Genomic DNA, 26,797 nt, shown 5'->3' on the forward strand with positions numbered 1-26,797 from the left:
CACTTTAGGCAGAGGAAAAATAGAATTCAGGGTGAGCCAGGAAGATAAAAATTGGAGAAGTTAGCCTATAAACAATAGATTGAAGTTTAGAAAAACCCAAAGAAAGCTGAGGAATGGGAAAAACTGTTAACCAAGGATATATGAGATTAAATAAAATGAAAGGTTGAATAATTAAACGCAGATTATTCAAAATATTTTTCCAACCTTTACCATTATCCCACCAAGGGTGAGAAGCAAATGTTGATTGAGGATCACCTGGAGAAGGGCGCAGAGATTCTGAATGAAGACTAACCATGAGGTAGGCACTACATACAATCTCCCACCATCGTTCAATATCTTCATAGCGAGTGAAACGATAATCTGCCCAACCTAATTCATTCTTACTCTGCTTTAGACCATATTCAACCCATGTTCTTAAGCCATAGAAATTTCCAACTTCTCTTGATGTAATGTCTGGATATTTACTCATGACATACCAGGTAGAATTTCCTGGTAAGTTCTCTGTATCTGTGGTAATTTGCCAATACCTATGTTCGCCACGTTTCCCGTGAATTATTTCCCTAATAAACCGATTCTCACTGCTTAAATCAGAGAATACTCTTTTAAACCTATGCCACTTTAAGTATTGAGTATACTGACCCTTAAGCAAGTCTACAGAATGGTTTGAGCGGATTGCTACTAAATAATTTAAACCTAGTTCATCTAATACAGATACAAAATTTGTCCCACTCTCACCGTATAAACTATCAGCTAGTACCAAATTGAATTTAAAACCCATCGACTGTAACTTTCGTATTAGCATTGCCCCGATTTGAGGCTTGGTCAGATATTTATCTCCTGGCTTTAACTTCTCGCGTGGTTTGTACACTTCAAACAGTAGTGGAAATGTCATTCCACAAAATACGCCATAGGCTGTGACTGCCACAACTCCATTCTCTACTTTTCCCAAATTACCTATATATTGCCGTTTCACATAATCTGTTGTATTCCCTTTCTTTTTATCTCCTGTCTCATCAATAATTAAAATGATTGGTCTTCCTTTTAAAACCTCTAAAATTAGCTCTAATCTCAAAGTTCTTAGCTCTTCTACATCCCAAGATGTTGTAGTTAAAAAATGATGTAGCCCTTGATAGTTATCTAGCCCGACAATTTTCGCTATTTCTGGCAGGCTTTTACGTTTTAATTCCGAAATACACCCTATATGCAGATACTTAAACGCTTCAAAATTTCTGACATCTGAAAACAGCTTTTTATACCAAAGACAATATTCATCCACAAATTTAACGGTTTCTTTGGGTGGACGAGGCTCTACCATGCTCTGTGTCTTCGTTCTGGGCTTTGTACATCCTTATACTACCGCGATAGTGACACAACAGGGATATAGCCACGACACTTACCAGTTGCAGTATCAATGGGTTGTAGAGCATTCCATAAAACAGTTAGGGGAACCCAGTGAGGTGGGTATTTAAAACGAGCCACATCTAAAAGCAACACAAGGTCTCGTTCCGGATGGTATCCTCCCACTGGTGAAAAGTGTCCATCCCCAGTTTGTCCTACAACTTGTCGTGAATAAGAAACAACTAAATGTAAACCTTGAGGTAGAAAGGTGGCTTGCTTAACAGCTTCTCGGAACTCTTGTAGGTTGCTTTGGTCGTAACGATAGGGTTGTACTTTAGCTCCATTGCAACGCGCTAAACAGACAAATTCGTCAAAAGTAATGCCTTGATTTTTAACTGCACTCAGTGGTTGGCAACATTCGAGAAATTCTTCACCGTACCATCTCCATACACCTTTCCAAATTCGCCCAGGATCAATGGATAAGGCGTTGAGAACCATGACTAAAGTACCTAACCCGCAAAAAGCTGGCTCTGATTGAGTATGGAATTGTTCAGCCAGCGGAAAATAACCCTCCATACCACCTAATGCGATCGCTTCTTGAAAGATTTGTCGCCCCTGTGGGGAAGCAAAAGAAATACTAGGAGGAGGTAAGGGACGACGATAAAATCCTTCAGTATCCATGAACAAAGAAAATCCCAAATATGATGGATTGAATTATTGCAGATATTCAGATATATCATTGGTTAGTTATCTGTTGTGTTTAGCATCTAATTGTGTAAGTATAACTGCGGCTAATAAAAGCCCAGTTCCTAATAATCTGGGCGCACTGACGATATGACTCATAACCCCAAATAAACCAAACTGGTCAATGATCAGTGACATCAGCATCTGTCCAAATGCTACAGCCATTGTTGTGTTTGTCAAACCTAATTTAGAAATGCTGAGAGTATTGAGCGTTACGTAAGTTGCTCCCAAAGCACCGCCAAAGAAAGCCCACCAAGGAGCTTGAGACAATTGATTGAGGGATAGTGGGCCGATGACTCCCAGCACCATCAGTAGTGCTAAAGTTGTAAATCCAATAGTGAAATTAACAGTAGCAGCACCGATCGCGGAACGAATTACTTGCATTAATCGAATATTAGCAGCACTACCATAAGCAAGCAGTCCGCCAGCAGAAGCAGCACCAGCGATCGCTAGCAAAATTTCCATACTAATAAAACTAAAAACTCTTATTTCAAAGTGAGAAAAAAAACGGCTAAGAGTAATAATGCTCCAGCAATGCGTCGGTTAGGCGTAAGACGACGAGGCTGCACTGAGAGCCATCCAAAATGATCTACCAGTATACCCATGAAAGATTGACCACTGACAATCAACGCAATTGTGAGCGTAGTTCCCAAGTTAGTTGTCAAGTATGCACTTGAGGTTATGTACCAAGCACCCACCAATCCGCCACAAAAAGCCCACCAAGGTGCTTTGGGTAACGCAGACCAATTTGGTCGTCCGAATTTGCCAGTTAATAGAAGACTTACGAGAACTATAGTGCCTACGAAGTAGGAAATATCTCCAGCTAGAGGGAAAGAACCTATTGACCGAGCTAACTGAGCATTAATTGCTGCTTGAATAGGCAGTACGGCTCCATTAAAGAAAGCAATTAACAGAGAAGGTGAAGGGGGACGAATTAAGGTTGAAACAGTGGGAGATTTTGAAACAGTGGTTTTTGTTGAGGGTAAATGGATGATGCTCATAGCTGTTAGTCCAGTGAATTACAAGTCCGACGCTGAACTATGCCAGAACCTCTGAAATGGTATAACCATAGGCAAATTTTGCCAATAGCGCATTCCAAAAGCTTTCCGAACTTTAGATCAAGGTGGTTATTGTTTGCTGGAGTTTATCTTCAAATATCTAGTTCACTGGAGAGTCAAGAGACTTGAGCAGAAATTTTTCCCCAGTTCAGTTAATGTATGGGAAATAGCTGCAAAGCTAGTTGAGAAAGGACTTTTTGCGTAGTTCCAATTTTTTCCTTTATCCCCTTGACACTCCAGTTCACTGGAGCATTCAAGATGAAATCAGTCTTGAACACGACTTGATAATTGGAGCTTTGAAATGGAGAATGCCACACTTAAACTACGCGGTATGAGTTGCGCTTCCTGCGCCAGAAGTATTGAAGATGCGATTAGTTCTGTCCCTGGTGTAAATGAATGTAGCGTGAACTTTGGGGCAGAACAGGCAACAGTTGATTATGACCCCAGAACAACAGATTTACAAGCTATACAAGAGGCGGTAGATGCAGCAGGTTATTCTGCCTATCCCCTGCAAGAACAAAATCTGATGGCGGGAGAAGATGATGAAGAGAAAAGATATCGCCTGAAAGAATCCCGTGATTTGCAGCAAAAGGTGACAGTAGGGGGAATCATTAGCACTGTGCTGGTGATTGGCTCACTACCAATGATGACAGGGTTAAACCTACCTTTTATTCCCACATGGTTGCATAATCCTTGGGTGCAATTAGTTCTGACCACTCCTGTACAGTTTTGGTGTGGTTATTCTTTTTACGTTAATAGCTGGAAAGCTTTTAAGCGTCATGCCGCGACAATGGATACCTTAATAGCTTTAGGTACAAGTGCAGCATATTTCTATTCCCTATTCCCTACAGTATTTCCTAGTTTCTTCATCAGTCAGGGGCTACAACCAGATGTATATTATGAAACTTGTGCTGTAGTCATTACCCTAATTTTACTAGGACGACTATTTGAAAATCGTGCCAAAGGACAAACCTCAGAAGCTATCCGTAAGTTGATTGGTTTGCAGGCGAAAACAGCACGGTTGATTCGGAACGGACGAGAAGTAGATGTACCGATTGAGCAAGTAGAAATTGGTGATGTGGTGCTGGTTCGTCCTGGGGAGAAAATTCCCGTTGATGGGGAAGTAGTTGATGGGACATCCACAGTTGATGAAGCGATGGTGACTGGCGAAAGTGTACCCGTGAAGAAGCAACCAGGGGATGAAGTCATCGGTGCAACCATCAACAAAACTGGAAGTTTTAAATTTCGGGCGACAAGAGTTGGTAAGGATACTGTACTGGCGCAGATTGTCCAATTAGTACAGCAGGCTCAAGGCTCAAAAGCCCCAATTCAAAGACTAGCAGACCAAGTTACTGGCTGGTTTGTGCCGACGGTAATTGCGATCGCTATCCTTACTTTTATCATCTGGTACAACATCATGGGCAATGTCACCCTGGCGTTGATTACCACAGTTGGGGTGTTAATTATCGCTTGTCCTTGTGCATTGGGTTTAGCTACACCGACTTCAGTGATGGTAGGCACAGGTAAAGGTGCAGAAAACGGCATTTTAATTAAAGGTGCGGAAAGCTTAGAAATAGCACACCAAATTCAAACAATTGTCTTAGACAAAACAGGCACAATTACCCAAGGTAAACCCACAGTTACAGATTTTCTCACAGTTGATGGCACTGCTAACGGTAATGAAATGAAGTTGATACAACTAGCCGCATCCTTAGAACGCAATTCGGAACATCCCTTGGCAGAAGCAGTTGTTAGATATGCCCAATTTCTGCAACTGCCATCAATAGATGTTAAAGATTTTGAAGCTGTAGCAGGTAGTGGTGTCCAAGGTATCGTTTCTAACCGTCTTGTGCAAATTGGTACACAACGTTGGATGGAAGAGTTGAGCATTAACACTCAAGCCTTGCAACAAGATAAAGAACGCTTAGAATACCTGGGTAAAACAGCAGTTTGGTTAGCAGTTGACGGCGAAATCAAAGGATTGATGGGGATTGCTGATGCCATTAAACCCACCTCCACCCAGGCTGTGAGAGCGTTGCAAAAACTCGGTTTAGAAGTTGTCATGCTCACAGGTGATAACCGCCGCACCGCAGAAAGTATTGCCCGTGAAGTTGGTATTAAGCGGGTATTGGCAGAAGTGCGCCCTGAGCAAAAAGCCGCTACAGTGCAAGCACTACAAGCAGAAGGTAAAATCGTGGCAATGGTTGGTGATGGTATCAATGATGCACCAGCCTTAGCGCAAGCCGATGTGGGAATTGCAATTGGGACTGGTACAGATGTGGCGATCGCCGCTAGTGATATCACTCTGATTTCTGGCGATTTACAAGGCATAGTTACAGCAATTCAACTCAGCCGCGCCACAATTCGCAACATTCGCCAAAACTTATTCTTCGCCTTCATCTACAACGTTGCTGGTATTCCCATCGCCGCCGGGATTCTGTTCCCCTTCTTCGGTTGGTTACTCAATCCTATTATCGCCGGTGCAGCAATGGCCTTTAGTTCAGTTTCTGTAGTCACCAATGCGCTGCGGTTACGTAACTTCCAACCTAAAACACTCGCATAGAGGAAATAAAAATGTTCAATCAAACCATATTTTTCGGAACTTTAGCAGGATTTGGATTTCTGCTGGGAGTGATTTCAGGAATTTTAGTTTAGTTGGCAAATTAATCACATTCAAGTAGGAGGTTTTTCAATGGTAAACAAAACAGCACTCATCGGTAGTATAGCCAGTTTAGGAATTGTATTCTCAATTGCATCGGGTGAAGCAATCGCACAAAAATCCCATGATACGCACTCATCCACAACAGTCCAAACTAATCAATTTCAACGTATCGATCAGCCACTAGGGAACAAAATAGCCGTGACTCTCGGCGGATTTGGACTAATCGGCTTACAACTTTGGTGGTTTTTACTCAGTAAACCTAAGTCTCAAAAAGCAGTTGCAACAGGTGGAAATGTCCAAGAAGTCACTGTCACCGTTGATGGGGGATATGATCCAAGTCGAATAGTGGTGCAAGTAGGGAAACCAGTAAGGCTTAAATTTGAACGCAAAGATCCCAGCAGTTGCTTAGAAAAAGTCGTGATTCCAGACTTTCACATTGCCGCAGATTTACCGCTTAATCAAGTAACCACTGTGGAATTTACACCCAAACAAGCCGGAAATTATCTCTTTACCTGTGGCATGAATATGTTTCGTGGTGAAATTCAAGCCGAAGCTTCAGACATTCAATCAACAGTCATAAAGGAAGAAAAAACGATGAAAGAACCACAACCCAAATCCTTCAGTTCAATCGATGAGCATGAAACAACTGTAGAGCAAGGAATTCAGAAAGCCAGCATCAATATTGAAGCTGACATCAAATGAGGAACATCAAATGATTGATATTGGACTTACACATATTGCCCTACCTGTGTCAAACATTGAAAAAAGTATTGATTTTTACGCTACCTATGCTCAAATGCAAGTAGCTCATCGTCGCATTGATACTGACACAGGGGTTGCGGTTGCTTGGCTGACAGACCATACTCGCCCATTTGCAATTGTTCTCATTGAAACTAAGTCAATACATCCTGTTCTCTCGCCATTAGCACATCTGGGAATTGGCTGTAAGAGTCGTGAAGCAATGGATGTTTTGTGTGATCAGGCTCGTCAAGCGGGGGTACTGGTTGACGAACCCAAAGATTCTGGGTATCCGGTCGGATATTGGGCATTCTTGCGAGATCCAGATGGTCACACGTTGGAATTGTCTTACGGCCAAGAGATTGGTCTAACGGTGGAGCAGGGGAATACGTAGCACACATTTTTGAAAATAATAGGAGAATTTTTATGAAAGGCGATCATCTGCGCTCGACTACCCAAGCTACAAATTTACAACCACAAAAACCATACAATACCGGACTTCATGCAACTCGCAATTATTTGCCATTGATTGCCCGCATTCTTTTAAGCTAATCAGCATTTAAGTTGCATAAAAGCAGGGCTGAAGCCCTTACTACAAGCGAATCATTCTGGAAAAATCGATGACGATTAGCTTATCTAGCTTATTCTTGTGGTCAGGGTTCAATAAAATTCTTCACCCAGCTGATACACAAGCATATATGGCCGCCTATGGGATGCCTTTCACCTGGCTATTTTTACCAGTAGCGATCGCCCTAGAAATTTCGGCTGGACTGTCTTTACTCCTGGGTTTCTATGCACGCTTAGGAGCTGCGGCTTTAGCCATATTCACCTTCATCGCTACCTTTATTTTCCATAGCAACTTTACTAACCCAATTGAGCAGATCATGTTCATGAAAAATCTGTGCATCATCGGTGGGTTACTAATGGTCATTCAGTACGGTTCTGGCAATATTGCTTGGCGATCGCGTTAATGGGTTTAATTATCCGTCTTATCTGCGCTCATCTGCATCTATCTGCGGTTAATTATTCTTGATATCTTATTATCTACAACTTTAGATTAATTAGGTATCACAAATTAATTTTTCATCTCGTTTAATTCAACACATTCTAATTCAGAGATGACTATGAAAGTATTAATTGCTGGAGCTACCGGTACGATCGGTCGTCCACTCATCACACAATTAATTCAAGCTGGATATGATGTAACTGGCTTGACTCGTTCTCCCCAAAACGCCAATTTTCTTACTCAGCAGGGAGCAAAATCTGAAATCATAGATATCTTTGATGCTGATGCTGTTCATACTACCCTTAGCCGTATTCAGCCTGAAGTTGTCATTGACCTACTCACTGCTTTACCCAAAAACTATACTCCTGAGTCAATGAGTGCTGCAACGGCCCTAGACCATCGCACCCGCAGAGAAGGAGGAGCAAACCTGCAAATAGCGGCTCAAGCAGCAGGAGTCCGGCGTTACATTCTCCAGTCCAGTGCTTTCTGGTATGCTCCAGGTATAGGTTTAGCTGATGAAGAAACTCCTTTTGCCTTTGATAGTACCCCAGGCATAGCAGCAGGAACAAGGATGTATGCAGATATAGAACATCGCCTTTTGTCTGCAAATACCTTGGAAGGCATTGTCCTACGTTATGGTTTCTTCTACGGGCCAGGAACTTGGTACGCCAGCGATGGGGATATGGCAAATATGGTACGAAAACAGCAATTTCCTATTGTCGGTGACGGACAGGGTGTGTGGTCTTGGATACACGTTGAAGATGCTGCTGCTGCAACTGTTGCTGCTGTTGAGCGTGGTAAACTCGGAATTTACAACATCGTTGACGATCGCCCTTTAGAACTGCGAGTATGGCTATCTGCGTATGCTGATTGGTTGGATGCAAAACCACCTGTGCAGGTATCCGTTGCAGATACACCCAAAACTCAAGGAGCAGATGCAGTTTACTATGCCACCCAACTACGAGGTGCATCTAATCTTAAAGCCAAACGGGAAATTAATTTTCAGCCGCGATCGCTCCAATGGCTGGATAAAACTCTGGCTTTTAACTTGTAAAAGCTAGAGAAGCCCAAATCATTAGGAGATCAGTTTTTTCAAAAATTATATTTTTCCTGCTTGACTCTCCAGTAAACTGGAGAGTTTAGTATAAGATCAGTAATCATATCTCATTCGAGGTTTGGTAAGTATGTTAGTCCAAGTAGAAGCAAAACAGATTGGTTTAGTTGCCAAAGAAAGCGGAGTACCAATTAAAACGATTCGCTACTATGAAGAACTTGGTCTACTCAAATCATCAGGAAGAACAGAAGGTGGCTTTAGATTATTTAACTCTGATGTTTTGGAACGACTACACTTTATTAAACGCGCTCAAAGTTTAGGATTAAGTTTGTCAGAAATCAAGGATTTTTTAAATGTTCATGATAAAGGTGAATTACCTTGTGAGCATATCAAAACTAAACTAGAAGATAAGGTAAAAGCTATTGATGAACAAATTCAGCAATTACTGATTTTAAGACAAGAATTATCAGGGTTGCTTTCTGGTTGGGAAATAAAGCCTGATGATTCTCATTCCACTATTTGTCCAATTATTGAACATGAATAAATTTTACAAAAAACAATATGAGTGAAACTATAGTTCGCAAACATTACGACCAGTTAGCGGGTGTTTACGATTTACGTTGGAAAAGTTATATAACTAATACACTATCTTTCCTAAAAACCTGGGCAGAGATATCACCAACGGATACTATACTTGATGTTGCCTGTGGTACTGGTGAGTTTGAACGTTTACTGCTAGCTGAGTTTTCATCGCAACAGATTGTTGGGGTAGACATTTCAGATAAGATGCTGACGATCGCCAAACAGAAATTTAGTGCTTATCCTCAAGTATCATTCCAGATTGCGAGTGCATCAAATTTGCCATTCGATAATGATAGTTTTGATGTGATTGTGTCTGCCAATGCGTTTCACTACTTTGACGATCCACTTACTGCATTAAAGGAGATGAGACGTGTCCTGAAGCCTGATGGTAAAGTCATTATCCTTGATTGGTGTAGAGATTATTTAACTTGTAAAATCTGTGAGCTGATATTGAAAGTTTTTGATCCGGCTCATCAGCAGTGTTATAGCCAAAATGAATTTCACCACTTGCTTAAAGATGCAAACTTGGCGGTTTCTCGTGCAACCAAAATTCGCTTTGGTCTTGTATGGGGGTTGATGGTAACTACAGCAATTCTCAAGACTTAAGCTGTCTTATTGCTGCTTATTCACCATTCAAAGTTGTCAAATTAATCATGTCGGCAAATTTTCATTAATTACAATAACATAAAGTCAAATTTTATATAAAACCATAGATGCACACAGATAAATCATCGGTGCTTATCTGTGTGCATCTGTCTTAACAAGTTCCGAGCGGAGGAAGCCTCCGCTCAGACTTTTCGCTGTATTTATCTCTGGTTAATTTTTTTGATTTTTACTCTTGACTCTCCGGCAAGATGGAGAATTTATGCTAATTCCAGGTTGAGTAAGGAAAATAAATACTTACTCAAAAAATCCGAATTAGTAGTAAAAAATCAGGAGTTTTCAGAAATGACATTACAACTTACTATCCCTAAATTAGCTTGTTCAGCTTGTGTAGATACTATCAACACTGCAATTCAAAAAATTGATGCAACTGCTACTGTCAAAGCTGACACAAAAACTAAAACTGTCAGTGTAGAAACTCAAGCATCAGAGACGGCGATTAAAGAAGCAATTGCCTCTGTTGGTTATCCATCAATCTAAGGGTTGCTAAGGGTATATCAACAGTTAGCTTCTGCTAACTGTTGATAAAAATTTATCAATTAGAAATTATTTTGACTCAACTTAATTTACAGGAAATTGCTCAAACATGAACCCCTGGGAAAACCAAACTCCTATTCTAAATTCAGACAATGATTTGGAAAACCAGATTCCCATTCTAGATGACGATGATTTAACGACTGAATCACCATCACCCCGATCGCAACGACCTTGGCTTTGGCTATTGCTCACTCTACTATTAGCAGGTGGAAGTATTGCCGGTTGGCGTGTGCTTACTCCCAGTCAAAAACCCCCAGTAGCAACGGCTGCTGCACCTCCTGGCGTACAAGTAAAATTATCTTCCTTAAAAGCCAGCACAATCGAACAAAGTTCCAATTTTATTGCTAACCTTCAATCCCGTCGTTCAGTCGCTCTCCGTCCTAGAATTCAAGGACAAATCAGTCAGATTTTTGTACAAGCAGGAGATGAAGTAAAAGCAGGTACACCCATTCTGCAAATAGATGCGGAAGAACAAAAAGCAGCAGTTAGTGGTGTAGATGCGGCTGTAATGGCGGCGCGATCGCAACTCGAAAATGCCAAAGCAACTCTCAAATCTATAGAAGCTGAACGTTTATCCAAGCAAGCTGATGTCAAGCTAAACGAGTTGGACTACCAAAGGTACTCTTATCTGGCTGCGGAAGGTGCGATATCTCGCCAAACTCAGGATCAATACGCTAACAAACTAGCTACAGCTAAAGCCAGCCTGAGTGCGATTGATGCCCAAATTCAAGCCCAAAAAGCTGCCATCTCTCAAGCCGAAAAAGCCGTACAACAAGCTCAAGCAGCTACCAAGCAAGAACAAGTCCAGTTGAAATACTACAAAATTACTGCTCCCTTTGCTGGCAAAGTAGGCGATATCCCCATCAAAATCGGTGATTTTGTTGATACCTCTACTCAATTGGCAACTATCACCGAAAATCAAACTCTAGAAGTCAATATCTCCGTACCAGTTCAGCAAGCAACCCGATTACGTCCTGGAATGACATTGCAGTTAATTGACGAACGAGGTAAAAATCTCGGAAGCAGTCGCATATTTTTCATTGCTCCCAACACCGCTAACGATACTCAGTCAGTCTTAGTCAAATCACTATTTGATAATTCCCTCAGACAGTTGCGAGCCGACCAATTTGTCAAGGCTAAAGTGATTTGGGACAAACGCCCAGGAGTATTAATTCCTACAACAACTGTTATCCGTTTGGGTACAGAAACCTTTGTTTATGTAGCTGAATCCTCACCCAAAAAACAGGATTTAGTAGCACAGCTCAAACCAGTAGAGCTAGGTAGTATCCAGGGTAATCAGTATCAAGTGCTGAAAGGTTTAACCGCAGGCGAGAAAATTGTTGTTTCCGGTTTGATCAATTTAAGAGATGGCGCATCTATTATTCCTGAACCTTAGTTAAATCCAGATTTTTACCCAGAAAGCATAAGTCTATGTTTGCGAATTTTTTTATCAAGCGACCTGTATTTGCGATCGCCTGCGCTTTAGTAATGCTCATGGTAGGTATAATCAGTATTCCCTTACTACCAGTAGAGCAGTACCCAGATATCAGCCCCGTACAAATCAATGTCACCGCTAATTACATTGGAGCCAGCGCGCAAGTTGTAGAAGATACAGTCACAACAGTTTTAGAACGCCAGATTAATGGTGTTGAAGGCTTGAAATATATCACTTCAACCAGCAGCAGTGACGGTACTAGTAACATCATCGTCACTTTTGACCAAGGCTATGACATTGATACTGCGGCGGCTGATGTGCAGAATCGAGTCTTGCTAGCCGAACCAAAACTACCCGAAGTTGTCCGCCAAACAGGTGTTTCTGTGACAAAGCAATCCAGTGGTATTGTCTTAGCGATGGCTATGTATAGTGAAGGCGATAAGTACGATGACACCTTTATTAGTAACTATGCCGACCTTTATGTTTTAGACCGCCTCAGACGCATTAAAGGTGTAGGTAACATTGCAAATTTTGGCGATCGCCGCTATGCGATGCGGTTGTGGCTTGACCCGACTCAACTTGCTAATCGCAAGCTGACAACGGAGGATGTAATTAACGCCCTTCACCAACAAAACTTACAGTTAGGTATCGGGAGTATTGGACAGCCACCCGCACCAAATGGGCAAATGTATCAAATTGAGTTGCAAACTCAAGGGCGGTTAAAAGAAGCTGACGAATTTGAAAACATGGTCATCAAAGCAGGTACAGATGGCACACTGGTGAAGCTTAAAGATGTTGGTCGTGCTGAACTTGGGGCAGAAAATTACAGTTCCTTTGCTCGTTATAGTGGTCATGTTGCTGTTGGCTATCAAATCCTGCAAATTCCTGGAAGCAATGCTTTAAAGATTGCTAATGCGGTAAAAGCCGAAATGGAGCAAATTGCAAAGGACTTTCCACCTGGTTTGAAATATGAATTTCCCTATGATTCTTCACTATTTGTTGAAGCATCTCGCCAGGAAGTTGTCAAAAATTTATTGGAATCGATTGTGCTAGTTGTCTTAGTAATTTTTGTTTTCTTACAAGACTGGCGCACTACCCTCATTCCCGCAATTACAATTCCAATTTCTTTAATTGGAACGTTTGCCTTTGTAAAAATTTTCGATTTTTCACTTAACAGCTTGACTTTGTTTGGTTTGACTTTAGGGTCGGGGATGGTGGTAGACGATGCAATCATCATCGTCGAACAAATTAACCGCTTTATCCAGAGTAAAGGGATGAATCCCCGGCGGGCGGCTAGTGAATCCATGACAGAACTGTTTGGGGCGGTAATTGCCACATCCCTCGTACTCATGGCTATGTTTATTCCTGTGGGATTCTTCCCTGGAACAACGGGACAACTATATAAACAATTTGCACTGACGATCGCTTTCTCAATTGTACTTTCGACTTTTATTGCTATTACCTTAACTCCAGCTCTGGCAGCTATGTTGTTGCGGAAAACTCAAAAACCACGCGGTTTACTAGGCTGGATTTTTGGAGCGATTAATTGGTTACTTGACTGGATGCAAAAAGGATACCAACAAATTCTCCGGTTGCTGATCAACTTTAAAATCGTTGTTGTGGTACTGTTTATTGCATCTTTGGTTTGGACAGGCTGGCTTTACCTGCGCGTCCCCACAGCATTTTTACCAGAAGAAGACCAAGGTTATTTTATTAACTTAATGCAGGGGCCAGATGGTACTTCACTCAACTACACCCGTGAAGTTGCGAAGCAAGCAGAAAAAACACTGCTGAAAATCCCAGAAATTCAAGGTACTTTTGCAATGGGTGGTGTTGGTTTTAGTGGTAATACTCCCAACCGAGGCTTGATATTTGCACCGCTAAAATCTTGGGATGTCCGAAAAACAGCCCAACAAACTGCATCAGCAATTGTAAATCAAGCTAGAGGTGGACTGTCAGCAATCAAAGACGCAGCCGTGTTTGCGGTAAATCCTCCTACTATCCAAAGTTTAGGGAGTGTGGGTGGTTTTGTTTTTCAGTTGCAAGATAGAGGCGATCGCAATAATAGTGATATCAATAATTTAGTCAAAATCAGCCACGATTTAATCGGTCGCGCCAATCAAACACCAGGATTGCAAGGTGTATTCAGTACCTACACAGCCAATGCACCGCAGTTACTTATCGAAGTAGATAGAGAAAAAGCCGAAGCCTTACAAGTCCCTGTCAGAGATATTTTTAGCACATTGCAAACTTTCATCGGTTCCCGCTACGTCAATGACTTTAATGCTTTTGGTCGCACGTACCGAGTATATGTCCAAGCAGATCAACAGTTTCGCTCTAACCCAGAAGATATTGGACAACTATATGTGCGTTCTGGACGGGGTGAGATGATTTCCCTCAGTAGTTTGGTGAAGGTTACACCAACCACCGGGCCGCAAACAATTAATCACTACAATCTATATCGCTCAATTGAAATTAATGGCGCAGCTGCACCTGGTTTTAGCTCTGGACAAGCAATAGAAGCGATGAAGAATTTAGCCGCTACTGTCTTGCCAAAAAACATGAGCTACGAATGGTCAGGTATTACCTTAGAAGAATTAGAATCTGGTGGTCAAGCACCAATTATTTTTGGTCTAGGAATTTTCTTCGTTTTCTTAGTGCTAGCTGCTCAATACAATAACTTCGTTGACCCCTTGATTATTTTATTGTCAGTTCCGTTAGCTGTTTTGGGAGCATTGTTAGCTCAATCATGGCGCGGTTTATATAACGATGTTTACTGTCAGGTTGGATTAGTGATGTTAATTGGTTTAGCTAGCAAAAATGCGATTTTGATTGTCGAATTTGCTAACCAATTACGCGAACAAGGTTATTCGATTACCAAAGCAGCCGTGAAAGCTTCTTCTGAACGCTTACGTCCAATTCTCATGACTGCGATTTCAACTCTACTAGGAATTTGGCCGCTCGCTGTCGCTACAGGTGCAGGTTCGGCTAGTCGCCAATCTCTTGGTACTGCTGTCTTTGGTGGAATGTTCGTTGCAACTTTCTTGAGTTTGTTTGTAGTGCCTATTCTATATATCGTGATTACTCAGATTCGCTCACTGTTTGTAGGCGTACCAAAGTCAAGGAATCAAGCAGGTAAGTTAGCAAAACAATCAAGAGTTGACGTACTCCCCTGAAAATCAGCGAGAATTCTTAACTTGGCGTACATCCCCTGGCTTGAGCTTAGGGGGTTTTCACTTTACCCCATTATTTTTAATCGAATTGATACTTGACTCTCCATCTGACTGGAGAATCTAGGATAAAGTAGACGATTAAATTTAAGAGAAGTAATTATGCTAGTTCAAGAAAAGTCAAAACAGATTGGTGTAGTTGCTAAAGAAAGTGGAGTGCCGATTAAAACCATTCGCTACTATGAGGAGCTTGGTCTACTCAAATCATCAGGCAGAACTGAGGGTGGTTTTAGATTATTTAAAACTGATGTTTTAGCTCGCCTGCACTTTATTAAACGCGCCCAAAGTCTGGGTTTAACTTTAGCCGAAATCAAAGAATTTTTGAATGTTCATGATGAGGGCGAATTACCCTGTGAACATATAAAAATCAAGCTTGAGGATAAGGTACAAGCTATTGATGATCAGATTCAGCAATTACTTATTTTGAGACAAGATTTGTCAGGGATGCTGTCTGGCTGGAAAATTCAATCAGAAACATATTATCCAACAATTTGCCCCATTATTAATTAAAAATCAGGGTTAATCTAAAAAATAATTTTTAACAATACGTTCACTCAAAAATGAACATATTTTTTATTAATTCAAATCAAAAAAATAAAAATTTCTTGATTTTTCCTCTTGACTCTCCACTCAACTAGACAATTTAAACTCACTTTATCTTGAGTAAAGGAGAAAATCAATGAATAGATTTATAAATGCGATCGCTATCACTACTACTTTGGTACTAGTTCAAGCTTGCTCATCATTACCTAAAGCTGAAGAAAAAGCAATGTCTGTTAGTACACATCAGCATGAGGAGCATTTAACGAGCGGAAGTCATAATCATGAAGAGCCTTCAATCAATGAAAGTCATCATGGAGAACATTCAACAAGTAGCACAGTTCATGGTGAGAAGAAAGCAGTGACTCAAGCAAAACTTAAAGTTTCCAGTGAAATCACCCCAAATAAAAATATTTCGCTATTGATTGATGTTGAAGATTTAGAAGGGAAGGCGATCGCCAAGTTTGACACTTTTCAAGAAAAGCTCATGCATTTAATTATTGTCAGTGACGATCTTCAGTTTTTCAGCCATCTTCATCCTACATATAAAGATAATGGTCAGTTCAAAGTAGAAGCTAGTTTTCCCCAAGCAGGTGGTTACACATTTTTTAGTGACTACAAACCTACTGGTCAAACAGAGCAAATTTCAGTATTGAAAACACAAGTTCCAGGAATCAGTATTGCTGCTCCAGAAATTGACATTAAGCGTAGTAAAACTTTCAATGATACTCAAGTCAATCTCGCTCTTTCTGAACCCACTGTAAAAGCAGGTCAAGAAGTGACTTTAATGTTTAAATTACAAGATGCTGCTAACAATCAACCGTTAACAGACTTGCAACCTTACTTGGGAGAAAAAGGACATTTGGTTATCCTGCGACAGTCAAGCTCATTAACAGCAGCAGATTACATCCATGCTCACGCACTCAAAAATAGCCCAACTGGACAGGTTCATTTTATGACTAGCTTTCCGCAAGCAGGCAAGTATAAACTTTGGGGACAATTCAATCGTAACGGGGAAATTATTACTGCTGATTTTTGGATTAATGTGGTTTAATTTAGCTTATTATGCTTTGAATCATAATATGGTTCTTGTCAGATTTTGGTGATCATTGAAAGTTACGCACTTTAAGGCAGATGGCAGAAGGCAGACGGCAGAAGGTTTTAAAACGTTTTGTTATCCTCGCTAGGACTTGTGACCAAGACGGGCGATCGCTTACGACTTTCAAGTGATGCAGATGTTCTATAATCCAAGCAAAGGGTTCTTGGCAACTTTTGGTGATCTTGGTTGGGGCAAGGCAGAAGGCAGAGGGCAGAGGGCAGAAGTCGGAAGGGTAGAAGTAATAAATTCAAGCTTTGAGTTTGTTTAAGCTAGCAACTAATATACTTTGCATTTCCTCGACCTCATTCAATAGGGGAGTGAAAAGGTTTTTGTCAGCTAAATCTACTTCTTTAGCTATGATTAATTGGGTATCAAGTTCTCTCAAAGAGCCTAATGCAATATGTAAAAACTGTATGTATTCTGGCTTTGAGCGCCTTCCATAGCCTTCAGCTATATTGGATGCTACAGATACAGAAGAACGTCGGATTTGGCTGGTTAAACCATACAATTCTGATTGAGGAAATAGGCGGGTAAATTTATAACAATTGATAGCAAGTTGAACCGCCCTTTGCCAGATAAACTGATTTCTATAACTCATATAATCAAGTGTAAATTGTCAAAATTTTCTCCTCAAATAGCCAACAAAAATCGTCGTTCAAGTAAATCTATTTTGGCGCGACCATACATCTGTCGCTTTAACATTTTCAAGCGATTAATATGGCCTTCAACTGGGCCATTACTAACTGACATAGTTACACCTGCTTTCACAGCATTGTAGTCAGACTCTAAACTAACAGCGAAGGAGCGCAACAAAGAAACAGAGCTGTTTTTAGCTTTGTTGAACCAAGCATCGAGCTGCTCAGGTAGGCGTTGACGCACAAGGAATGCAAACTGTTGAGCTAGTTCAATAGCTGACTTCAAATCAGAATGGGCTGTTTGTAGTTGAGCGATGATTTCACGCTCATTAGGCTGTATTAATTCTGGTCGTCGCAAGACTAAAGCTGTGACGCGACTGGGGGTGAGAGGACGATGGGAGGAAGAACTAACCCTAGGGGACGCATTTTTCTTTGAACACTTTGCTGGCCCAAATCCGGGCAAGGTCTTGAGATAACGAGTGAAGCGAGCGACCGTGGCATAACCACCGATATAGCCGCAGGTGCGAATTTCTTCAAACAGTTCTTGGGTGTTGTGGTTCCCGCTATTCCAGCGACTGAGGAGGTAATCATGATAAGGGTTGAGAAGACTCAGACCGTGGTCGCTACGTTCACGACGTTCGGTAAAAGTTGAGCTACGCAAGTAATTGAATACGGTAGTTTTAGAAACTCCCAGCTCTTGAGCGATTGCTAGCCCTGAGAAGCCAACAGACCGCAGTCTCCAAACTTGCTCATGGATTTCCCTCCGTCTATCCCGTGCTTTGGCGGATTGAACTTTTCTTTTTAAAGATGTGTTTTGGGGAAACCTTGGCACAACTGAACTTTTATTAGTCTCAGCAATCATGGAAAGGTTATCGGGGAAAGGCAGAGAGCAGACGGCAGACGGCAGAAGGTTGGTTTGAGGGTTTTCCTGTGCAGCCAATCCGTCTGTATTCTCTGCCAAAAAGGGTTTAAGACCCCCAGCCAAGTTTTGAATTTCAGTGGTCTGCAATTGGGTGGGGTATGTATCCCCATCCAATTCCCCAATGCCTTCTTCAAGTGCTGTTTCCACCTCTAAATGCACTTTAGTATTAGTACTAAATACTTGTTTCTCCACTTCTTTAAGTACTTTGGCGTGAATACCAAAGACTTGATAGAGCGTTTGAGATAAGTTCTGCAATAAGTGAAAACGGTCTGCAACTTGAATGGCTTCTGGCGCGCCTTGACGAATACCACTTTCATAAGTTTTTGACCGATCTCGTGAGACGACTTTGACACCAGGGTGAGCTTTTAACCATTCTGCTAAGGTTTCAGCTTTTGCGTCTTTGAGTAGAGCGATTGGTCGGCTACGTTCCAGGTCAATCAATGCTGTGCCGTAAGTTTTGCATTTGCGAAAACAAAAGTCGTCTACCCCAAGAGTATGTGGCGTTACGATTGATGGCAGTGGGATTGAGCGGACTAAATTTAACAGTGTGTTGCGAGAAACTTTTATCCCCCATTGCTGTGAGAGTCTTACCCCTGCTGCACCACCCACAGATAAACCAATTGCGCTCAGTCGTTGCGCTAAACGCTGAGTCCTTCGCGCCCAAGGTGCGGTTACACTTGTCAGCCTTTCGGTAAAAATACGCCGTTTACATAAAGTGTTAATGCAAAAAAACTTTCGCACCCGTAACTGTAGGGTAATACTGTAATCAGCCCAGGGCAGGTCTGTTAACTTACGTTCGTAGCGGCTATGAATTCGGTGAGTTGGGTGGTTACAAACTGGGCAATTAATGACAGTTTGCATCGCAGAGACAATCAACGTAATCGTCCCTTGTACTTTGTCAAATTGCCATCTCTTCAGTTGAAGGTTTGTTGTATCAGGTAACAGGTGGTATAGCAATTCCATACCAAAAGTTTGACGGAGTAAAGTTTGAAGTTAGTAATTCAATTCTATCCCTTCCTCCTTCTTTTTTTCCCCCCTTCTGCCTTCTGCCCTCTGCCCTCTGCCTTCCCCCAAGCGAGATCACCAAAAGTTGCCAAGAACCCATAATATGAGAAAAATTTTGAACCATAAATTGAGAAAGAGTTAACGCAATTTCAAGCATTCTCACCAATCACAAAATAAAACTTTGAATCAAATCATGAGATAGAGTTGAAATTTTGAAGCATAACTAAAGAATGAGTTGAAAAAACACAAAGAGACAAAACTTGGACAAAAAATCTCTCTTAAAATTGCTCTAACTTAAACTTTTAATTCAAAATATGGTTCAAAATTCCAAGATATGCTTCACTAAAAACTATGACTCCGTAGTTTTTTCTGGCGTATTGAAATCTTAAAACTGTCTCCTGACAAGAGAAACACTCTTTTCTTGGATGAGAAACTCTCATGACAGACGATGAATTTGATTATTGGTGTAAGCAACAGCAACTAACGGCATCTTGCAAAGACTTAATCGCCGCAATTCGCGCTGCGCCACCTTCTCGCAGAGTACAAGGGCGGGCCAAAAACGTCAGTGGAGTTTACCCTAGCCGCAAAATGGGTCAAACCATTCAATTTGAAAGCCACACAGTAGAACTGTGGGCGATTTATCAAATGGAACATGACCCACAGGTGCTAGAGTTCTACGACCAACCACCGCCATTTAAAATTCAGTACCAAAACCAAAACGGACGAAAAATAGGTCATTACCATACCCCAGACTTCTTCGTGCTGCGGACGACGGGTGCAGCATGGGAAGAATGGAAAACCGAAACCGAATTAAAACGACTAGCCCAAAAATACCCCTCACGCTACCAAAAAACTGAAACTGGTCATTGGCATTGCCCACCAGGAGAAGCTTACGCCGCATCTTATGGACTCACATACCACGTTCGCACCGATACCGAACTAAATCCCGTATTCACTCAGAACCTAATGTTTTTAGAAGATTACTTTAGGTTCAGTGCCAATATCCCTCACTCCATTACAGAACAAATCTCTTCAGCAGTTCAAGCCACCCCAGGAACAACCATTGCCGCCACACTTGCAAGCATACCTGGAGTACGTGCTAACGATATCTACGCCATGATTGCCACAGAGCAAGTCTACGTAGACTTGTATGCAGTTCCCCTAGTGGAACATTGGCGAGTTCAATTATGGACAGACCAACAAACTCATACTGCTCATACACATTTAGCTATAGGGACAACTGGGCATCATCAACAAATCATCTCGCCCACAACACTTTTGCCCAATACCTTATTAGTCTGGGACGCACAACTTTGGACTTTAGCCCTGTTGTGTCACTATCGCGGTAGTATAAGGATGTACAAAGCCCAGAACGAAGACACAGAGCATGGTAGAGCCTCGTCCACCCAAAGAAACCGTTAAATTTGTGGATGAATATTGTCTTTGGTATAAAAAGCTGTTTTCAGATGTCAGAAATTTTGAAGCGTTTAAGTATCTGCATATAGGGTGTATTTCGGAATTAAAACGTAAAAGCCTGCCAGAAATAGCGAAAATTGTCGGGCTAGATAACTATCAAGGGCTACATCATTTTTTAACTACAACATCTTGGGATGTAGAAGAGCTAAGAACTTTGAGATTAGAGCTAATTTTAGAGGTTTTAAAAGGAAGACCAATCATTTTAATTATTGATGAGACAGGAGATAAAAAGAAAGGGAATACAACAGATTATGTGAAACGGCAATATATAGGTAATTTGGGAAAAGTAGAGAATGGAGTTGTGGCAGTCACAGCCTATGGCGTATTTTGTGGAATGACATTTCCACTACTGTTTGAAGTGTACAAACCACGCGAGAAGTTAAAGCCAGGAGATAAATATCTGACCAAGCCTCAAATCGGGGCAATGCTAATACGAAAGTTACAGTCGATGGGTTTTAAATTCAATTTGGTACTAGCTGATAGTTTATACGGTGAGAGTGGGACAAATTTTGTATCTGTATTAGATGAACTAGGTTTAAATTATTTAGTAGCAATCCGCTCAAACCATTCTGTAGACTTGCTTAAGGGTCAGTATACTCAATACTTAAAGTGGCATAGGTTTAAAAGAGTATTCTCTGATTTAAGCAGTGAGAATCGGTTTATTAGGGAAATAATTCACGGGAAACGTGGCGAACATAGGTATTGGCAAATTACCACAGATACAGAGAACTTACCAGGAAATTCTACCTGGTATGTCATGAGTAAATATCCAGACATTACATCAAGAGAAGTTGGAAATTTCTATGGCTTAAGAACATGGGTTGAATATGGTCTAAAGCAGAGTAAGAATGAATTAGGTTGGGCAGATTATCGTTTCACTCGCTATGAAGATATTGAACGATGGTGGGAGATTGTATGTAGTGCCTACCTCATGGTTAGTCTTCATTCAGAATCTCTGCGCCCTTCTCCAGGTGATCCTCAATCAACATTTGCTTCTCACCCTTGGTGGGATAATGGTAAAGGTTGGAAAAATATTTGGTTCTTCAGTACATAATATGCTTAACTAATAGTTTAAATGCCAATTTAACAAGCATCTAACTCGGAAATTATCAAAGTTTCTAAATCCATAGCCGGAACGTTTAATTAGCTTAAGTTTGTTATTAATGCCTTCCACAACACCACTAGTTGTCCCATTATCAAAGTAAGCAATAATCTCATCAAACCAACGGATAATAGTATTGTTACTCTTGGGAAAATATTTTTTAGCTTTTGCTAACCACATCCCGAGTTTAAAAACTCCCGGATACCAGTTATCTGTCTTATTGAAAATCTTTCTAATTTTTTCTTTTAATTCATGCATTTCTTTGAGAATAGGAGATAAATTTTTCACTTGATAAAGTTTGTTTATCTGCTCTTCATTTAAGTCTGACTCATTTTTCAATAAAACGTATTTACTATTTTTTAGTCCCGACAATACTTTTTCGTACTTAGATTTTTTTGATAATGATTGCGCTTTTTTAACTAATTCTTCTAGATTCCGCTTCTCTTGTTTTCTTTGTGTATCTAGTTCTTTATTGATTTGTGTCATCACATGAAATCTATCTGCTACTACTTGAGCATTGGGCATTAATTCTGTTACTACATTTTTGTAACCTACCCACAAATCTATACTCACTTCCTCAATTCGTGCTAAAACCTCAGTTCCCCACTCTATAAGGGTTTTCTTTACTACCTCTTGTGTGCGCCCACTTAACAAAGTTATTAATTTAGATGTATCTAAATCTATTAATACTGCACAGTAATTACCCTTGCCTTTAACTAGAGCTATTTCATCAATTCCAAGCCTTTTTATAAAATCAGGTTTGTTATCAGATAATTTTTCTGAGGCATCTTTTAACATTCTTTCTATTTCTTCTGTTGTCACTATCCCTTTATTTGCTACACTATGAATATCATTTTCTACAACATCTTGTATTATCTTGTCTGCTAGCCGTTTTGTATAAGTTCTTTTCTTACTTACAAAATCTAGCTTTTCACTAAACGGTTTTTCACATTTTTCACATTTGAATTGTCTCCTATTTATTTCTAAAAATACTGGCTTTTCTCCAAAAGGTAAGTCTTTAACAACGTATCGATGATTTTGATGTAATCTATGGCTTTTTGTACCACAGCGAGGACAATTACTGTATGATTTTGTTGATTCAGTTTGTAAAATCATTCCTATCCCCTCATGAATCCGATGAGATATAACTTTCACATCTTTTAAATCAAGAAGCGCTGTTAGGATTTTAATATTTTGTTTCCTATTCATGACTGTAAATACACCAAAAAATATTTCTCTTGTAATTACAGCTAACAACAAATATGCTTTATAAGTCAATTAGGTCAAAGTTTTTTCTCAATAGCTGATACGATTATTTTTATTTATTAAGCTTTTTGGCTAACAATTTAGCATAACAAGTGCTGAAGAACCAAATATTTTGAATAATCTGCGTTTAATTATTCAACCTTTCATTTTATTTAATCTCATATATCCTTGGTTAACAGTTTTTCCCATTCCTCAGCTTTCTTTGGGTTTTTCTAAACTTCAATCTATTGTTTATAGGCTAACTTCTCCAATTTTTATCTTCCTGGCTCACCCTGAATTCTATTTTTCCTCTGCCTAAAGTGACACAACAGGGTTAGTTAACTTGGGTGAGAAGACAACCACACTTTTACCCGAAGTTGGGCAACCAATGCAATTGCCCACAGCATTTTTTCTGCAATTATTTGATAGCGGCACTATCAACATTCATACTTCAGAAACACACACAACCATCAATGAAAAAGTGCGTGAATTGATGGATGCTGCCTCGCCTACGGATCTACAAAGAGCTAATCACAGATTTCATCTAGTACAAGCATATTTCCAGCACCGCACAGACATATATAAGGACATACCTCAAAGCACCTTGTCTCGATGGGTCAAACAGTTTCGGGAAGCCGAAGCCACTTTTGGTTGCGGTTATGTTGGGTTACTGCCACGTACCGCTAGTAGAGGAAATCGCCTACCCAAAGCACCAACAGATGCAAGCAAATTATTAGATCAATTTATTACCGAACACTTCGAGACACCAAGACAAGCTCCCGCCGCTTCCGTTTATCGCGCCTATACAAGAGCCTGCTGTGCTGCCAACATTACCCCACTGAGTCAGCGCACATTTTATACTCGGCTAAAAAAGCGTCCCATCCATGAGCAGACTTTAAAACGCCAAGGGGCAAAAGCTGCATACGCAACAGAACCGATTGTTTTAGAACTAGCTAAAACTACACCCAGGCATGGAGACAGACCCTTTGCTATCTGCCATCTTGACCACACCCAGCTTGACATTGAATTACGCTCCCAAGTGACTGGTCGGAACTTAGGACGACCTTGGTTGACATTACTGATTGATGCCTACTCCAGACGCATATTAGCAGTTTATCTCACCTTTGACCCACCTTCTTACAGGTCTTGCATGATGGCACTAAGGTTGTGTGTTCAGCGTGAGGGTCGTTTTCCCCAATCTGTAGTTGTAGATGGCGGCAAGGAATTTCATAGCGTTTACTTTGATACCTTATTAGCACGTTACCACTGCATTAAAAAGACTCGTCCTGGTGGTAAGCCCCGTTTTGGCTCAGTAGTTGAGCGATTATTCGGTACAACCAATACAGAATTTATCTTTAACTTACTCGGCAACACCCAAGCCAGTAAGCAGCCACGTCAATTAACCAAAGTTGTTGACCCCAAACAACTTGCCGTTTGGACGTTGGTAGATTTATATACCTACTTGTGTGAGTGGGCATACACCATTTATGACACGAGCATACATGATTCCTTGGGTGAGACACCATTACAAGTTTATACCGACGCAATCGTTGCTACAGGGGAAAGGGAACACCGACGCATTGCATACAACGAAGACTTCCTCATGGCAACACGCCCTAGCACACCCAAAGGTAATGCTAAAGTCCAGCCGGGACAGGGAATTAAAGTTAATTATCTTTATTACTGGAACGATGCTTTCCGCAATCCAGTTGTCGAAAAAACCAAAGTCAGTGTGCGCTATGACCCTTTTGACATGGGTGTAGCTTATGCGTACCTGGAGGGAAGATGGGTCAAATGTATCTCCCAGTATTACAGCACCTTTGCCGGACGCACGGAGAAAGAAGTGCTGTTAGCAGCCCAAGAAATTAGACAACAAGATAAGCGTAATGCTGTGAGTACAAATATCTCTGCCAAACGCCTTGCCGACTTCATCGCGGCGGTGCAAGAGCATGAAACTTTACTCATGCAACGTTTACGGGATTTGGAAGCGGTTGGGGTGCTGGAGAATGTAACACCCAATAAGGAAAGTGTACCCCAGTTCCCAAGAGTCAGCACTCTTGAGCCGGAGATAGAAGCACACAGTCAAGATGACGAACAATTGCCACTACTGCAAAACAACGTTGAACTGTTGGATCTCACACGACTGCCGATACTAGGGGAATACCGTTAATGGACAATTTTTTAACCGACAATCTTAACGGCGAAATACAGTCGAAACTGACTCAGTTTAAGGAGTATGCAGTTTTACATCCCCAGTTAGCACGGGTAGATATGCTGTTAATGCGTGCGATTCGAGAACCCGCCGGATTTGCTCATGTGTTGGTTTATGGGCCAAGCGGTGTGGGTAAAACAACAATGATTCGGCAGATTGCTAAACGGTTAAATGAGAATGTACCCGAACAGTTACCCGGTGTTTCCAATTCATTGAGCTATCGTAACGGCTCTGGGCCCCCAATACCGTTATTGCTGTTAGAAACACGACCACCGGATGGTGGGGTGTTTAATCGAGCAGATTATTACCGCACTGCACTGAAACTTTTGGGAGAACCATTCTATGAGCGGCGGATGCTGATAGATATTGACGCGGAACAAACTTGGGAGAAGAAAGGGCGTGGGCGGACTAAAACAGCCCAGTTTAATGATTCGCCTGAACTGCGTCACGCATTAGAAGAAGCGATGACCAAGCGTGGTGTACGGGCAGTGATTTTGGATGAAGCACAGCACTTAATGAAGATTGGGACTGGTGCAAGTGCTGGTAAGCTTTTAGACCAGTTGGACTGGATTAAGTCCATGACCAATGTTACGGGAGTGCTACATATTCTGATTGGGACTTACGAACTGCTCAATTTTCGCAATTTAAGTGGTCAAGCATCCCGGCGGGGGCTAGATATTCATTTTCCGCGTTATTTATATCAAAATGAACAAGACCGCCAGGATTTTCAAGCAGCATTATTGGCACTGCTGATGCAAGTACCTCTGAATGTTGATGTCAAAGAGTTGATGCAGCATTGGCTTTACTTTTATGAGCGTTCCATTGGTTGTGTTGGGGTACTCAAGGACTGGCTTATCCGGGCTGTAGCAGCAGCATTGCATGATGGTCACGATACTTTGAGTTTAGAACGACTGCATGAACATACGCTCACACTAGCCCAATGTGAACGTATGGCTTTGGATACCACTGAGGGGGAGCAAAAACTCTCTTACATGGAAAGTCGCCGTGAACATTTGTGGCATTTGCTACAGATAGGTATGGGTTCGACCTCTGTACCAAAAGCGGCGGTGGATTTATCTAAGGGGAATAATGATGTAGTTGCACCGCCCCCAAAATCTGACAAACCATCGTCTCCAGCGAAACGAACTCGTAAAAAGCCTGTCAGGGAGAGCGATAATGAAACGACTTCAACAACACCAGATGAAACCTCTATAGAGCCAGCACCCAAGAAAAAACAAACTCGTAAGAAAACAAAACTTGCTGATTCTTCAATTAGTGAAGCACCACTAAAGACAAATATTATCGGCACTCCCACATTAGAAGAGAAGACACTAGATGAAAAAGCAACTCAACAGGAAATGCCTAAAACCACTAAAAAGTCTTCGGGGCGTGTTGGGCAACGCAAACCCAAACGAGATACTGTAGGACTTGAGTAAACATTAAAAAATTCAGTAATAAACAGTTTTTATCCAAGGCATCAGTTTTTCAATAATCTTCGCATTGTTATTCAAGGA

Annotated in this window: 24 protein-coding genes and 1 pseudogene; 18 read left to right on the forward strand and 7 right to left on the reverse strand. The window is 41.2% G+C overall.

What is annotated here, in order from left to right:
• Positions 1-4: 4 nt before the first annotated feature.
• The 4 genes from ACFG4S_RS33870 to ACFG4S_RS33885 all read right to left on the reverse strand — a co-directional run bounded on the left by ACFG4S_RS33870 (position 5) and on the right by ACFG4S_RS33885 (position 3,083).
• A complete protein-coding gene (locus tag ACFG4S_RS33870; protein WP_392536236.1) occupies positions 5-1,315 on the reverse strand; it encodes an IS701 family transposase in 1,311 nt (436 codons plus the stop codon).
• Between the two features lie 38 nt (positions 1,316-1,353).
• Positions 1,354-2,019 (reverse strand): phytochelatin synthase family protein, encoded by a 666-nt coding sequence (locus ACFG4S_RS33875; RefSeq protein WP_392536237.1) that lies wholly within the window; start codon positions 2,017-2,019, stop codon positions 1,354-1,356.
• A gap of 66 nt (positions 2,020-2,085) precedes the next feature.
• Positions 2,086-2,547, reverse strand: coding sequence for a DMT family transporter (locus ACFG4S_RS33880; protein ID WP_392536238.1), 462 nt, complete (start codon positions 2,545-2,547; stop codon positions 2,086-2,088).
• A 20-nt stretch (positions 2,548-2,567) separates the two neighbouring features.
• The gene (locus ACFG4S_RS33885; protein WP_190970129.1) at positions 2,568-3,083 is read right to left on the reverse strand and encodes a DMT family transporter; all 516 of its coding nucleotides are present in this window, start codon (positions 3,081-3,083) and stop codon (positions 2,568-2,570) included.
• A gap of 358 nt (positions 3,084-3,441) precedes the next feature.
• On the opposite strand from ACFG4S_RS33885, the gene ACFG4S_RS33890 reads away from it, so the two are divergent.
• The 13 genes from ACFG4S_RS33890 (at position 3,442) to ACFG4S_RS33950 (ending at position 16,641) form a co-directional block, all read left to right on the forward strand.
• Positions 3,442-5,703 (forward strand): heavy metal translocating P-type ATPase, encoded by a 2,262-nt coding sequence (locus tag ACFG4S_RS33890; protein ID WP_392536239.1) that lies wholly within the window; start codon positions 3,442-3,444, stop codon positions 5,701-5,703.
• Positions 5,704-5,832: 129 nt separating this feature from the next.
• Positions 5,833-6,504 carry a cupredoxin domain-containing protein gene (locus ACFG4S_RS33895; protein WP_392536240.1) on the forward strand — a complete coding sequence of 224 codons (672 nt, stop codon included), beginning with the start codon at positions 5,833-5,835 and terminating at the stop codon, positions 6,502-6,504.
• Between the two features lie 10 nt (positions 6,505-6,514).
• A complete protein-coding gene (locus tag ACFG4S_RS33900; RefSeq protein WP_096585237.1) occupies positions 6,515-6,934 on the forward strand; it encodes a VOC family protein in 420 nt (139 codons plus the stop codon).
• A 32-nt stretch (positions 6,935-6,966) separates the two neighbouring features.
• Positions 6,967-7,092 (forward strand): hypothetical protein, encoded by a 126-nt coding sequence (locus ACFG4S_RS33905; RefSeq protein WP_392536241.1) that lies wholly within the window; start codon positions 6,967-6,969, stop codon positions 7,090-7,092.
• 68 nt (positions 7,093-7,160) lie between these two features.
• Complete coding sequence (locus tag ACFG4S_RS33910) at positions 7,161-7,511, forward strand: DoxX family protein (RefSeq protein ID WP_392536242.1); 351 nt, start codon at positions 7,161-7,163, stop codon at positions 7,509-7,511.
• Positions 7,512-7,664: 153 nt separating this feature from the next.
• Positions 7,665-8,600, forward strand: coding sequence for an NAD-dependent epimerase/dehydratase family protein (locus ACFG4S_RS33915; protein ID WP_392536243.1), 936 nt, complete (start codon positions 7,665-7,667; stop codon positions 8,598-8,600).
• Positions 8,601-8,730: 130 nt separating this feature from the next.
• Positions 8,731-9,144, forward strand: a complete 414-nt coding sequence (locus ACFG4S_RS33920; protein ID WP_392536244.1) for a heavy metal-responsive transcriptional regulator — start codon at positions 8,731-8,733, stop codon at positions 9,142-9,144.
• Between the two features lie 17 nt (positions 9,145-9,161).
• The gene (locus ACFG4S_RS33925; protein ID WP_392536245.1) at positions 9,162-9,788 is read left to right on the forward strand and encodes a class I SAM-dependent methyltransferase; all 627 of its coding nucleotides are present in this window, start codon (positions 9,162-9,164) and stop codon (positions 9,786-9,788) included.
• A 342-nt stretch (positions 9,789-10,130) separates the two neighbouring features.
• A complete protein-coding gene (locus tag ACFG4S_RS33930) occupies positions 10,131-10,325 on the forward strand; it encodes a heavy-metal-associated domain-containing protein (protein WP_392536246.1) in 195 nt (64 codons plus the stop codon).
• A 106-nt stretch (positions 10,326-10,431) separates the two neighbouring features.
• Entirely contained in the window at positions 10,432-11,778 is a 1,347-nt protein-coding gene (locus tag ACFG4S_RS33935) for an efflux RND transporter periplasmic adaptor subunit (RefSeq protein WP_392536247.1), read from the forward strand.
• Positions 11,779-11,813: 35 nt separating this feature from the next.
• Positions 11,814-14,993 (forward strand): efflux RND transporter permease subunit, encoded by a 3,180-nt coding sequence (locus ACFG4S_RS33940; protein WP_392536248.1) that lies wholly within the window; start codon positions 11,814-11,816, stop codon positions 14,991-14,993.
• A gap of 156 nt (positions 14,994-15,149) precedes the next feature.
• Positions 15,150-15,557: a heavy metal-responsive transcriptional regulator gene (locus ACFG4S_RS33945; RefSeq protein WP_096585850.1), complete on the forward strand. Its 408-nt coding sequence runs from the start codon at positions 15,150-15,152 to the stop codon at positions 15,555-15,557.
• Between the two features lie 169 nt (positions 15,558-15,726).
• Complete coding sequence (locus tag ACFG4S_RS33950) at positions 15,727-16,641, forward strand: hypothetical protein (protein WP_392536249.1); 915 nt, start codon at positions 15,727-15,729, stop codon at positions 16,639-16,641.
• 292 nt (positions 16,642-16,933) lie between these two features.
• On the opposite strand, the gene ACFG4S_RS33955 is transcribed toward ACFG4S_RS33950, so the two are convergent.
• Entirely contained in the window at positions 16,934-17,284 is a 351-nt protein-coding gene (locus ACFG4S_RS33955; protein WP_094343524.1) for a four helix bundle protein, read from the reverse strand.
• A gap of 32 nt (positions 17,285-17,316) precedes the next feature.
• Positions 17,317-19,206 (reverse strand): ISL3 family transposase, encoded by a 1,890-nt coding sequence (locus ACFG4S_RS33960; protein ID WP_392529995.1) that lies wholly within the window; start codon positions 19,204-19,206, stop codon positions 17,317-17,319.
• Positions 19,207-19,686: 480 nt separating this feature from the next.
• Here ACFG4S_RS33960 and ACFG4S_RS33965 point away from each other — a divergent pair, with 480 nt between their 5' ends.
• Positions 19,687-20,670, forward strand: coding sequence for a TnsA endonuclease N-terminal domain-containing protein (locus ACFG4S_RS33965; RefSeq protein ID WP_392536250.1), 984 nt, complete (start codon positions 19,687-19,689; stop codon positions 20,668-20,670).
• Positions 20,636-21,778 carry an IS701 family transposase gene (locus ACFG4S_RS33970; RefSeq protein ID WP_392536251.1) on the forward strand — a complete coding sequence of 381 codons (1,143 nt, stop codon included), beginning with the start codon at positions 20,636-20,638 and terminating at the stop codon, positions 21,776-21,778. The genes ACFG4S_RS33965 and ACFG4S_RS33970 overlap by 35 nt, the downstream gene beginning before the upstream one ends.
• A gap of 9 nt (positions 21,779-21,787) precedes the next feature.
• Here the strand turns inward: ACFG4S_RS33970 and ACFG4S_RS33975 are convergent, their stop codons facing one another.
• The gene (locus ACFG4S_RS33975; protein ID WP_392530245.1) at positions 21,788-23,035 is read right to left on the reverse strand and encodes an ISL3 family transposase; all 1,248 of its coding nucleotides are present in this window, start codon (positions 23,033-23,035) and stop codon (positions 21,788-21,790) included.
• Between the two features lie 163 nt (positions 23,036-23,198).
• Here ACFG4S_RS33975 and ACFG4S_RS33980 point away from each other — a divergent pair.
• The 3 genes and pseudogenes from ACFG4S_RS33980 to ACFG4S_RS33990 form a co-directional block, all read left to right on the forward strand.
• Positions 23,199-23,390: pseudogene (locus ACFG4S_RS33980) on the forward strand (IS701 family transposase); the annotation flags it as partial.
• A 24-nt stretch (positions 23,391-23,414) separates the two neighbouring features.
• Positions 23,415-25,241 carry a Mu transposase C-terminal domain-containing protein gene (locus ACFG4S_RS33985; RefSeq protein ID WP_392536252.1) on the forward strand — a complete coding sequence of 609 codons (1,827 nt, stop codon included), beginning with the start codon at positions 23,415-23,417 and terminating at the stop codon, positions 25,239-25,241.
• Complete coding sequence (locus tag ACFG4S_RS33990) at positions 25,241-26,719, forward strand: ATP-binding protein (protein WP_103125780.1); 1,479 nt, start codon at positions 25,241-25,243, stop codon at positions 26,717-26,719. Before ACFG4S_RS33985 ends, ACFG4S_RS33990 begins: the two co-directional genes overlap by 1 nt.
• Positions 26,720-26,797 lie beyond the last annotated feature (78 nt).

The sequence above is a fragment of the Nostoc sp. C117 genome (genome assembly GCF_043099735.1).
In the GTDB taxonomy this organism is placed as follows: Bacteria; Cyanobacteriota; Cyanobacteriia; order Cyanobacteriales; family Nostocaceae; genus Nostoc.